Genomic DNA, 11,940 nt, shown 5'->3' on the forward strand with positions numbered 1-11,940 from the left:
TCCGCATCGAACTCGGCGAGATCGAGGCCGCCCTCGACCGCCACCCCGACATCGCCCACGCCGCCGTCGTGGCCCGCGAGGACACCCCGGGCGACCGTGCGCTCGCCGCGTACGTCGTATCCGAGCCGGGGACGGCGGCCCCGGGCGCCGACGAGCTGCGCGCGCACCTCGGGCAGCTGCTGCCCGAGCACATGGTGCCGGCCGCCTTCCTCGCCCTCGACGCCCTGCCGGTGACCACCAACGGCAAGCTCGACCGCAAGGCCCTGCCCGCCCCGGACCTCGCGGCCGGGGTCTCGGACCGGGCCCCGCGCACCCCGCGCGAGGAGCTGCTGTGCGCGCTCTTCGCCGAGGTACTGGGCCTGGAGCGGGTCGGCATCGACGACGACTTCTTCCACCTGGGAGGCCACTCGCTGCTGATCATGCGGCTCGCGGGCCGGATCAGGGAGACCTGCGGCGCCGAACTCACCGTCCGCAGCATGTTCGAGGCACCCACCGTCGCCCGGCTCGCCGAGCGGCTCGGCACCGACACCGTCGACGACGCGCTGGAGGTGCTGTTGCCGCTGCGCCCGCAGGGCTCGCTGCCCCCGCTGTTCTGCGTCCACCCGGGCCTGGGCATCGGCTGGGTGTACTCCGGCCTCGTCCCGGCGCTGGAGCCGGACCGCCCCGTCTGGGCGCTCCAGGCCCGCGGCCTGACCGGCGAGGACGAACTCCCCGCCACCTCGGCCGAGATGGCCGAGGACTACGTCGCGCGGATCCTCGACGTCCAGCCGTCCGGCCCCTACCACCTCCTCGGCTGGTCCTTCGGCGGCGTGGTCGCCCACCTCATCGCCACCCGGCTCCAGGAACAGGGTCACGAGGTCGCCCTCCTGGCCATGCTCGACGCCTACGCGAGCGGCACGCGGCAGGCCGACCACGACGCCGAGGAGTTCCGCCGCGAGCTGGCAGAGGCCCTGCGGGGCGGCGGCGACGGGTTCGCGGGCCTTCAGGAACGGCACCTGGCGGCCGTCGAGCGGGTCGCCGCCAACAACGGCCGGCTCCAGGCGGACACCTCAGGGTTGGGCCGCTTCCGGGGCGACGTCCTGTACTTCTTCGCCACCGAGGGCCGGGGCGAGGACGCGCCGTCGGTCGCCTCGTGGGAGCCCCACGTCGACGGGCGGATCGAAGTCCACGACATCGCCTGTGCCCATGAAGACATGACACGGCCCGAACCGGTCACGCAGATCGGCCGGCGGCTCGCGGACCGCATCCGCGGGGAAAAGAGGAGTTGACAGTGGAGCTGGCAATCCAGGCGGAGGGACTCCGCAAGCGGTACGGCGCCCACGAGGCGCTGCGCGGTGTCGACCTCGCCGTCCCCGCGGGCTCGGTGCTCGGGGTGCTCGGCCCGAACGGCGCGGGCAAGACGACGACCGTCCGCATCCTGGCGACGCTGCTGGAACCGGACGCGGGCACGGCGCGGGTCGCCGGGTTCGACGTGGTCCGCGAACGCCGCCGGGTGCAGCGGGCGATCGGTCTCACCGGCCAGTACGCGGCGGTCGACGAGCAGCTCACCGGCCGGGAGAACCTCCGGATGGTGGGCATGCTGCTGCGGCTGTCCAGGGCAGCCGCCCAGGCGCGGGCCCGGGAACTGCTGGAGAAGTTCGACCTGGTGGAGGCGGCCGACCGACCGGCGGGCACGTACTCCGGCGGCATGCGCCGCCGGCTCGACCTGGCCGTCAGCCTGATCGGCGATCCGGCCGTGCTCTTCCTCGACGAGCCGACCACCGGGCTCGACCCGGCCAGCCGGATCGCCCTGTGGGCGATGATCCGCGAGCAGGTCGACGCGGGCGTCACCGTCCTGCTGACGACCCAGTACCTGAAAGAGGCCGACCAACTCGCCGACCGGATCGCGGTCGTGGACAGCGGGCAGGTCATCGCCGAGGGAACCGCCGACGAGCTGAAGAACAAGGTCGGCGGCGAACGCCTCGACGTGGGCCTCGCCGACCCCTCCCAGCGGCCCGCGGCCGCCGCCGCGCTCACCCGCGCGGTCGGCGTCGCGCCGGTCGCGGACGACGACGGCCGGAGCCTGTCGGTGCAGCTGGCCACCGGCATGGAGGACATCGCGGAAGCGGCGCTGGCCCTGCGGGCCGCCGGTGTCGAGGTGGTCGACTTCGCCGTCCGCCGGCCCTCCCTGGACGACGTCTTCCTCCACCTCACCGGCCACGGCGGCACCAAGAACACGGAACGGAGCGCGGCATGAGCGCGGCGGTCGAAGCGGTCCAGGACGGCGCCGTCTGCGTCGAACGGCACCTGCGGCACCTGCGACGGGCCCCCGGCCGGCTGGTCAACGCCGTCCTGCTGCCCATGGTGTTCGTCCTGCTCTTCGGCGTGCTGTTCGGCAGCGTCATCGAGGTCCCGGACGGCGGCTACGCCGAGTTCATCATGGCCGGCATCTTCGTCCAGAGCGTCCTGACCGCCGTACCGGACACCTCGGTCGGCGCCGTGGAGGACCTGCGCAACGGCCTCGTCGACCGGTTCCGGTCGCTGCCCATGTCGGGTGCCGCCGTACTCATCGGCCGCACCGTCGGCGACACCGCACTGCGGGCGATCAGCTGCCTGGCGATGGCCCTTGTCGGCCTCGCCATCGGCTGGCGCACCCATACCGGCCCGCTGAGCGTCGCGGCCGGCTTCGGGATCCTGCTGCTCTTCGGCTTCACCGTCGCCTGGCTCGGCGCGCTGATCGGCCTCTCCGTGGGCGACCCGTCGACGGCCTCGTCCGTGCCCGCGCTGCTGCTGATGCCGGTGATGTTCCTGTCCAACGCCTTCATCCCGCTCACCGGGCTGCCCGAGTGGCTCCGCGTGGCGGCCGAGTGGAACCCGCTGAGCTCCGTGGTCGGCGCCTGCCGCGAACTGTGGGGCAACCCGGCCGCGACCGCGGGCCACTCCTTCCCGAACGACCATCCCATCGCGCTCAGCCTGATCTGGATGGCGCTGCTGCTGGCCGTCGCTGCACCGCTGGCGACCCGCAAGTACCGCACCGCCGTCGCCCGCTGACGCTCCACCTAGGGGGAACACCACGTCATGACCGACACGATCGCCGAGCCGCTCACCGCCACCGCCGTCCCGGCCCCCGCCGCCGACGTCACGCCCCAGCCGCTCAATTACGGCACCTACCTGGAGGTGCCCGGCCTGCTGGAACTCCAGCGCCCACGCACCGACGCCCACGATGAACTGCTGTTCATCGTCACCCACCAGGCGATAGAACTGTGGTTCTCCTGCGCCCTGCACGAACTGGAGCAGGTCCGCGTCTGCCTGGACCAGGACCTGCTCAGCCGGGCCCGCTGGGGCCTGCGCCGGCTGACCCGGATGAACTCCCTGTGGCTCGGCCACCTCGACGTGCTCGCCACCATGACCCCGGCCGGGTTCAACGAGTTCCGCGGCGCGCTGGGGGAGTCCAGCGGTTTCCAGTCCGTACAGTTCCGCGAGCTCGAAATGCTCTCCGGCCTGCGCGACCGCCGCTACCTGAACCTGCCGGGCGCCACCGTGGACGAACGGGAACGGCTGCTGCGCCGCTTCCACGAGCCCTCCCTCAACGACGCCTTCCACGCCCTGCTGGAGCGACGCGGCCTGAGCGTCGAGAAGCTGTTCGCGCCGGGCGCGCCCGACGAGGAACTGCGCGACACGGCCGAGGACCTCCTCGCCTACGACGCCCTGTTCCACCAGTGGCGCTACCAGCACTGGATGCTGGTGGTACGGGCGCTGGGAACCCGCCCCGGCAGCGGAGGCAGCGCCGGATCGGAGTTCCTGCGCACCACTTTGGACAAATGGTTCTTCCCCGAACTGCACGAGGCGCGCAGCCAGGTTCACGCGGCGCCCACGGGGGAGACCACAGCCGAGGGCGACGGCGACGTCGTCTACGGATGCCCGATGGGCTACGGCCCGGACCCCTCCTCCTGACACCCCTACCGCGATAGGAACCGCATGCGCACCGCACCCGCCGACGCCAGCCGTAGGACGAGCCGCCTGGCGGCCCGCGCCGACCTCCACCCCGCAGCCACGGCCCGGCAGAGAGCGACGGGCGCCGCCGCATGCGTCTGGATGGTCCTCTTCGCGGCCTTCCACGCCTACTGGGCCCTGGGCGGCACCTACGGGCTGCCGCCGGGCGAGTCCCTCGTCGACAACAAGCCCCTGTTCATCATCGACCTGATCGCCATCCCGATGAACCTCGGCGGAGCCGCCCTCGCCCTCGCCCTGGTCCAGCGCTGGGGCCTGTTCTTCCCGCGCAAGCTGGTCCTGTTCGGGGCCTGGGGCTGCGCCCTGCTGATGGTCTTCCACGCCCTGCCCGCCATGGTCGACCTCGCGGTCTACCTGGCCGGCAGGCGCACCGGGCCGCTGGAGGGCATGGACCGCTTCGCCGTCCTGCTCTACGAGCCCTACTGGATGCTCGGCGGCCTGCTGTTCACCGCACTCGCCGTGGCCTTCCAGCGGCGCACCCGCCCGCCCCGGCCCGAGGAGGCCTGACCGACATGAAGACCGACACCACGGCACTGGAGCGGCTGCTGCCGCGCTACGACCATCACGAGCGGCACTCCGTCGCGGTGCGCGCACCGCGCGAGAGCGTGCTGCGGGCCGTGGACGAGACCCGCTGGCGCGACGTCCCCCTCTTCCACGCGATGATGGTGGTCGGCTCCCTCGGCACCAAACGCGACAAGGCCCAGGAGCCCTTCCTCGGCTCCATGACCGGCGGCGGCTTCACCGAACTGCACCGCGGCCCCGGCGAACTGGTCGTCGGCGCCGCCGTGTCCGTCCGTGAGCCCAAGGGGCCCGCCGAACTGGCCGAACCGGCCGGCGAGTCCTTCGCCGCCTTCGAGCGCCCCGGCCACTACAAGGTGGCCTTCAACTTCCGTTACGACAACGGCCGGCTGATCACCGAGACGCGCGTGCTCAGCACCGACGAGGCGACCCGGCGCAGCTTCGCCCGCTACTGGACGCTGATCCGGCTGCCCGGCGGCCTGATCCGCCGCGAGTGGCTGCACGGCATCCGCCGCCGCGCCGAATCCCCGTCGGACCGGACCCCCTGACCGCGTGCGCGTCGCGCACGGACCGAACTGAGAGCGGACATGACCACTACGACCGAGACCATCGGGACCGGCCCCGGCATACCCGGCGACCTCGACGCCGTCGACCTCACGGACCCCCGGACCTTCGTCACCGAGGACCCCGCCGCGATCCACGACCTGTGGCAGCGGTTCCGCACCGAGCGGCCCGTCCACCACCACCGTGCCACCGCGGGCCTGCCCGGCTTCTGGGCGCTCACCCGCCACCACGACGTGATGGCCGTCTACAAGGACACCACCCACTTCACCTCCGAGCGCGGCAACGTCCTCTCCACCCTGCTCCAGGGCGGTGACTCGGCGGCCGGCAAGATGCTCGCCGTCAGCGACGGCGCCCGCCACCGCGCCATCCGGAACCTGATGCTGAAGTCCTTCTCCCCGCGGGCCCTGCGCCACGTGGTCGAGCAGGTCAACACCCGCACCCGCGACCTGCTCTCCCAGGTCGTCGACCGCGGCGGCTTCGACTACGCCGAGGCCATCGCCGAGCACATCCCGATGGGCACCATCTGCGACCTGATGGCCGTACCGCCGCAGGACCGCCAGCGGCTGCTGGACTGGAACAAGCAGGTGCTCAGCGCCGACAGCAGCGACGGCACCGCCGACGAGGCGTGGCTGGCGCGCAACGAGATCCTGCTGTACTTCTCCGACCTGGCCCGCGCCCGCCGCCGCAACCCCGGCGACGACGTCATCAGCGCGCTGGCGACGGGTGAGGTCGAGGGGCGTCCCCTCAGCGAGGAAGAGATCATCTTCAACTGCTACAGCCTGATCATCGGCGGCGACGAATCCAGCCGCATGGCCTCCATCGGCGCGGTGCTCGCCTTCATCGAACACCCCGCCCAGTGGCAGGCCTTCAAGGCCGGCGGGGTGAGCGTGGAGAGCGCCACCGAGGAGGTGCTGCGCTGGACCACCCCGGCCATGCACTTCGGCCGCCGCGCCCTGGTGGACGTGGAGATCGACGGCCACACCATCGCGGCCGGCGACATCGTCACCCTGTGGAACACCTCCGCCAACTTCGACGAGAACGTCTTCGCCGACCCCCGCCGCTACGACCTGGCCCGCACCCCCAACAAGCACGTGACCTTCGGTTTCGGCCCGCACTTCTGCCTGGGCGCGTTCCTGGGGCGCGAGGAACTGAAGGCCCTGCTGTCGGCCCTGCGCGACATGGTCGCCTCGATCGAGTCCCGCGGCGAGGCCCGCCGGGTGTACTCCAACTTCCTCCACGGCCACAGCAGTCTGCCCGTCGCCTTCCGGGCGGCCTGAGAACGCGCACCGGACCGGGCGGCGCACAGAACGAAGGGGCCGGGGTCCACACCCCGGCCCCACCCCGCACCCTTGCCGCCGGTCACCTGCCGGGAAGCCGCCGCTGGGCCTTGAAGATGCCGAACACCACCCGGATCACCAGCACGCAACTGACCACCAGCAGGTTGTAGCCGATCAGCTGGAACAGCGTCAGGGAGTCGTTCAGCGGCGGCCCGTGGTCCGTGTCCAGCAGCAGGACGCCGATCAGACCCGTCACCCCGCCCAGGAACGCCAGCAGCACGTCGTGCACGAGGGAGCGCACGAACCGCCGGTCCCGCTCGTCGGCGAGCAGCCTGACCTGCACCCCCAACCGGCCGTGCTCCAGCGCGTTCGTGATCCGCTCCAACCGGCGCGGCAGCCGGCGCAGCATCGGCGCGAGCGCGAGCGCCTCTTCCGAGAGGACCTGGCCGATCGAGCTCGGGGTCAGTTTGCGCTCCAGCTGCCCCGCGGCGAACTCCCTGGCCTCCGCGACGATGTCGAAACCCGGGACCAGTTGCTCCATCGCCCCCTCCAGGGTGGCGAGCGCCCGGAAGGTCGCGGCGATCTCCGGAGGCACCGTCAACCCGTGCCGGGCCACCAGCAGGAACAGGTCCGCGAACATCTCCCGGTCGGGCCGCACCCCCGGCGTCAGGTGCCGGGCCATGAACCGGCCGAGCGCCCGCTCCAGACGCATCTCGTCGATGTCCTCGCGCCGGTCGACCAGCTCCAGCAGCGCGTCGGACAGCGCCACGGGGTCGCTGCGATGGATGGCCAGCAGCAGGTTGCGCAGCGCGGCACGCAGCACCCGGTCGATGCGCCCCACCGACCCGAAGTCGAGCAGGCCCAGCTTGCCGTCGTCCAGCAGCATGATGTTGCCGGGGTGCGGGTCGGCGTGGAACACCCCGCCGATCATGATCTGCTCCAGTACGCACTCCAGCAGCTGCCGGGCCATCTCCGTACGGTCCAGCCCCCGCTCGTCGATCACCGCCCCGGCCGCGTTCAACGGTACGCCGTCCAGGCACTCCAGGACCAGGATCCGGCGGGTGCACAGCTCCTCGTGCACCAAGGGCATGCGGACCGTGGACGCCATGTCGGGACGCTCGTTCGCGGCCCTGATGGTGGCCATGTTGCGGGCCTCGATCCGGAAGTCCAACTCCTCGTTGAGGGAGTTGGCGAAGCCCACGGCGAGGTCGACCGCACCGAGGTCCCGGCCCCAGGAGGTGTGCTCCTCGAACTTGCGGCTCATCCGGAACAGGATGTCCAGATCCCGGTCGACGACGGGCCGGGCACCGGGCCGCTGCACCTTGACCACCACCTTCTCGCCGGTGGTCAGCCGGGCGCGGTGCACCTGGGCGATCGAACCCGCGGCGAGCGGCTCGCGGTCGAACTCGGCGAAGAACACCTCCGGTTCCTTGCCGAGTTCCTGCGTCAGCACGTGTTCCACCTCGTCCCAGGAATCCGCGGCCACCTGGTGCTGGAGCTTCGTCAACTCCTCCACGAACTCGCTCGGCAGTAGGTCGTAGCGGGTGGACAGTACCTGGCCGAGCTTGACGAAGGTGGCGCCGGCCTCCTCCAGGGCCAGCCGTACGCCGGCCGCCAGCTGCTCCCGGTCGGCCGTCGCCTCCGGCCCGCTCCGCCCCCGGCCGCGCAGCGCCCCGCCCAGGCCGTGCCGTACGGCGATCCGGCTCAGCTGGGTGTACCGGCGGGTCCGGGCGACCCGGCGGCGCAGGGCCTGCGGCCAGCGCACCACCTCCGCCAGCGACCCGGAGGGCACCACCATCTCGGAAAGGGCGAGGAAGACCACCGCGACCAGCACGGTCAGACCGATGTGCACGGAAACGAGGGCGCCGCGACGGGCTTCGCCCATCGCGGCTCCGATCAGGCCGCCGGCCCCCATGGCGACCAGTCCGGTGAGTGCCGCCCGCACCTTGCCGATCCGCAGGCCCAGGAGGCGGCGGGCGCCGACCGCGAGCAGTGCCACGGTCAGGACGAGGGTGATGGTGGCGATGAACAGGAAAACGGTCAGCTCCATGGGCGTGCGCCGCCCGGTCCCCGCCCCCCTCGGGAAGCGCGGACCGGGCGGCGCCCTCCTCTCGCACAGGTCACACGGTGGATACGGCTCAGACCAGCGTTCGGTCGTCGGTACGGGACGTTCCCGGCCCGGCTGTCCCGCTCCCCGGGCCGTCCGGGCCCGCGCCCGGGCCCCGATCGCCGGCGGTGGTCGGCAGGGTGGTCCGGTGGCCGGGCCACCAGGCGTGCCGACCCAGCAGGCTGGTCAGCGTCGGGACCAGCAGCATCGCCATGACGAAGGCGGACAGCAGGATGCCGAACGCCACGGCGAAGCCCATCTGCTGGAGCATCGAGTTCTTGGCGAGCATCAGCACGCCGAAGGTGCCGGCCAGGATGACCGCGGCGGCGCTGATCGTCGGCGTGGTGGCCGTGACGGCCCGGCGCACCGCCTCGCGCGGGCTCCGTCCGGCCCCTATCTCCTCGCGCAGCCGGGCCACCATCAGGATGTTGTAGTCCGTACCGATGGCGACCACGAAGAGGTAGACGATGATCGGCAAGGTGAACAGCAGGCCCTTCTCGCCCGCGCCGTTCTGGAAGAGCCAGACCGTCGCGCCGAGGGTGGCGGCGAAGCCGAGGGCGACCGACACCATCAGGTACAGCGGGGCGACCAGACTGCGCAGCAGCAGGCCCAGGATGAGCATGATGGCCAGGCCGGCGGCCGGGAAGACCACCTTGTAGTCGCGGTTGACGGCCGTGCTGATGTCGGCGAGCACCGCGGACGTGCCACCGACGAGGGCCCTGGCGCCCTCGGGTGCGGCCTCGTGGGCGGCGTCCCGCAGCGGACCCGAGACCAGGGAGAGCGCCTTGTCCTCGGTGGGCTTGAACTTCAGCACCACGCTGTACTGGGCGATGCCCCCGCCGGCCCCGGGCGTGGCGGGGGAGACGGAGTCGACGCCGTCGACGGCGCCCAGCGCGGTGCGGAACGCCTCCAGCCGGGCCGGGTCCAGGGCGGAGCCGTCGCGCTGCTCCAGGTAGACGGTGGTCGGGTCGGTCTGCCCGGCCGAGAAGCCGCGCTGGAGGTCCTTCATCGCCTGCACGGACTCGGTGTTCTGCGGCAGCGAACTGTCACCGTCGAACTCCGCGTGGAAGCTGAGGACACCCACGGCGAGCACCGCGAGCACGGCGGAGGTGACGCCCGCGACGATGCCCGGACGCTTGGCGGCGAGCCCGCCGATCCGGCCGGCGAGGACGTTCTTCGGCTCCTTGCGCCAAGCCTTCGACGGCCAGAACGCCTTGGCGCCCAGCAGCGAGAAGACCGCCGGGACCAGCGTCAGACCGGCCACCAGGGCGACCGCCACCGAGATCGCCAGCGAGGGGCCCATGGTGCGCAGCATGCCCATCGTGGACAGCAGCAGCGCCAGGAACGCGACGATGACCGCACCCGCGGCGGACGCGATGGTCTCGCCCACCAGCGCCACCGTGCTGATCATGGCCTGCTTGGGGTCCTGGCCGCCGCGCAGCAACTCGCGGTACCGGAACAGCAGGAAGAGGATGTAGTCGGTGCCGACGCCGAAGAGGACCACGATCAGGATCGCGGATATGGAGCCGTCCGCCTTGAGCCCGAAGAGCTCGACCGCCGTCGAGATCAGTCCGGTGGCCACCACGAACGCCATACCGATGATCACCACCGGCAGGACGGCGATGAGCGGGCTGCGGAAGATGAGCAGCAGCAGCACCACGATGAGCAGCAGCGTGGCCGACATGATCATGGCGTCGGTGTCGCCGGAAGCCTCCTTGGCATCCACCGCACTGGCCGCCTGCCCGGTGAAACCGAGCGAGAGGTCCGTACCGACGAGGAGCGACTTCGCCTCCTCGCGCAGCTTCTTGACCGACTCCCCGAGCGCCGGGTCGTAGGGGTCCTTGACGGTCGCGACGACCTGCGCCAGCGCGACGGTGCCGTCGGGGGAAACCGCCTCGGGGCTGCTCTCCACCCGCTTGATGAGGTCCAGGCCCTTGGCCTGGAGACCGGCGGCGACCTTGGCCACGGCGGTCTTGTCGGCGTCGGTGAGCGTCTTGGAGTCGCCGCGCCGGAAGACGGCGATGGCAGCCGGCTGCTCATGCTGGGGGAACGCGCGTTCCTGTGCCTTCGCCGCCTGGACGGACTCGTAATGGGAGGGCAGGAATTCGGCCTGGTCACTGGTGGACTTCAGCTGGGGGGCGAGTACGGCCAGTGCCACCGCCGCTATCAGCCAGGCCGAGATGGTCACCCAGGGCCGGAGGACGACGAAGCGTCCGATCCGTCCGAACATGAGACTCCTTCACAAGCGTGGGACGTCAGGAATATGTCCCACGAGGCTAGGGAGCGGGGGCGCGGAGCGCTGCGACCGTGTCCGGTTGCTGTCACGCCCCCGCCACCCTCAGGAACAGCCGCGCTGCCAGTTCCAGCCGATGAAGGTGTTGCGCAGCTGTACGTCGAAGCGGCAGTTCGCGGTGCCGTCCGCATTCAGGTCGACGTACGAGTGGTGCGCGTTGGCGTAGGTGTTTCCGGAGAAGTCGAAGATTCCCTTGTACGTGAAATCGGCGTGCGCCTCGGTGCGCGAGGCGCCGCAGTCGGTCGTGCAGTCGGTGTTGTGCACGGCGGACTTCAGCGACCAACCGGCGTTCCACGGTTCCCGGTTCCAGCCCTGTGTGACCGCGGTGGACGCGGTGCTGATCCGGCCGTCCCCCGGGGTCCACCGGGAGGTGGTGTAGAGGCCGGTCATCCGGATGTTGCAGCAGTCGTACATCTCGTTCCAGCTCCTCAACCGGCGCTCGGTCGCCGGGGCGTCCCCGGCCGCGGCGGCCGGCCGGCTCCCGGCCGCCTTCTGAGCGGCGCCGTCCTGAGGCGCGGGGACCAGCCGCGCCTCGCCGAACACCGGCTTGCAGTCGGCCCCGATGGTGACCTGCTGCCGCACGGCCATGCCGGCCGGGGGCGCGGGCAGCGACCCGGTCAGCCGCACCTCACCGCACGCGCGCACGGACGGCGCGGGCACCGGGTCGGCCATCGGGGCGGCCGAAGCCGAAGAGACCGTCAACGACAGGGTCGCGGCGGCGAATACGGCGGCGCCGAGCATCATTTTCCTACGCAATTCCTCAAGCCTTCCTCGGAGATTTCCGTGAGGGAGCGTAAGGGCCCGGCCGCGGGGCGAACCGGCCCGGGAAAGGTTTGGCAGGAAGCTGACACAGCTCTGGTCAGGCCGTCGGAAGGCGCTCCGCGGAGCCGCTGTCAGCAGGCTGCCCGGGCTCCCGGCCCCGTGGCACGATCCTGACAGTCCGACGTCCGCGTGGCCATATCGATGCGACGTTGTTTCCCGGAAGTACACGAAGCGCACGGAAGCGCACACGATTCCACGGGCGCACTTTCGTTCGACCCATCCATTCGAGAGGGAAATCATCATGGCCAAGAAGGCCGTTTACGAGGCACCGCTCTTCTCCGCCGCCGGCTCCTTCCGCGAGATGACCGGACTGTGGGGCCCGCGCGGCAACGACTGGTTCACGCCGTACGCGATGGTCTGAGCGGACA

General features: G+C 71.5%; 11 protein-coding genes. 8 read left to right on the plus strand and 3 right to left on the minus strand.

The features are described 5' to 3' along the window. From AB0D46_RS28290 to AB0D46_RS28320, 7 genes are all read left to right on the plus strand, one after another. A partial coding sequence (locus AB0D46_RS28290; RefSeq protein ID WP_362881536.1) for an alpha/beta fold hydrolase occupies positions 1-1,268 on the plus strand: 1,268 nt, incomplete at its 5' end. A gap of 2 nt (positions 1,269-1,270) precedes the next feature. Next, positions 1,271-2,236 (plus strand): ATP-binding cassette domain-containing protein, encoded by a 966-nt coding sequence (locus AB0D46_RS28295; protein WP_362881538.1) that lies wholly within the window; start codon positions 1,271-1,273, stop codon positions 2,234-2,236. Then, the gene (locus AB0D46_RS28300) at positions 2,233-3,030 is read left to right on the plus strand and encodes an ABC transporter permease (RefSeq protein ID WP_362881540.1); all 798 of its coding nucleotides are present in this window, start codon (positions 2,233-2,235) and stop codon (positions 3,028-3,030) included. The genes AB0D46_RS28295 and AB0D46_RS28300 overlap by 4 nt, the downstream gene beginning before the upstream one ends. A 27-nt stretch (positions 3,031-3,057) precedes the next feature. Continuing rightward, a complete protein-coding gene (locus AB0D46_RS28305) occupies positions 3,058-3,933 on the plus strand; it encodes a tryptophan 2,3-dioxygenase family protein (protein ID WP_362881542.1) in 876 nt (291 codons plus the stop codon). Between the two features lie 24 nt (positions 3,934-3,957). Next, positions 3,958-4,497, plus strand: a complete 540-nt coding sequence (locus tag AB0D46_RS28310; protein ID WP_362881544.1) for a DUF3995 domain-containing protein — start codon at positions 3,958-3,960, stop codon at positions 4,495-4,497. Positions 4,498-4,502: 5 nt separating this feature from the next. Beyond that, positions 4,503-5,057, plus strand: a complete 555-nt coding sequence (locus AB0D46_RS28315; protein ID WP_362881546.1) for a hypothetical protein — start codon at positions 4,503-4,505, stop codon at positions 5,055-5,057. Between the two features lie 39 nt (positions 5,058-5,096). Next, a complete protein-coding gene (locus tag AB0D46_RS28320) occupies positions 5,097-6,350 on the plus strand; it encodes a cytochrome P450 (protein ID WP_362881548.1) in 1,254 nt (417 codons plus the stop codon). 82 nt (positions 6,351-6,432) lie between these two features. On the opposite strand, the gene AB0D46_RS28325 is transcribed toward AB0D46_RS28320, so the two are convergent. The 3 genes from AB0D46_RS28325 to AB0D46_RS28335 form a co-directional block, all read right to left on the minus strand. Continuing rightward, entirely contained in the window at positions 6,433-8,400 is a 1,968-nt protein-coding gene (locus tag AB0D46_RS28325) for an AarF/UbiB family protein (RefSeq protein WP_362881550.1), read from the minus strand. An 88-nt stretch (positions 8,401-8,488) separates the two neighbouring features. Next, a complete protein-coding gene (locus AB0D46_RS28330) occupies positions 8,489-10,687 on the minus strand; it encodes an MMPL family transporter (RefSeq protein ID WP_362881552.1) in 2,199 nt (732 codons plus the stop codon). A gap of 108 nt (positions 10,688-10,795) precedes the next feature. Beyond that, the gene (locus AB0D46_RS28335) at positions 10,796-11,494 is read right to left on the minus strand and encodes a hypothetical protein (protein WP_362881553.1); all 699 of its coding nucleotides are present in this window, start codon (positions 11,492-11,494) and stop codon (positions 10,796-10,798) included. A gap of 319 nt (positions 11,495-11,813) precedes the next feature. Between AB0D46_RS28335 and AB0D46_RS28340 the strand changes: the two genes are divergently transcribed. Beyond that, entirely contained in the window at positions 11,814-11,933 is a 120-nt protein-coding gene (locus AB0D46_RS28340; RefSeq protein ID WP_362881555.1) for a keywimysin-related RiPP, read from the plus strand. Positions 11,934-11,940 lie beyond the last annotated feature (7 nt).

This window comes from Streptomyces sp. NPDC048383 (assembly GCF_040651775.1).
Taxonomy (GTDB): Bacteria; Actinomycetota; Actinomycetes; order Streptomycetales; family Streptomycetaceae; genus Streptomyces.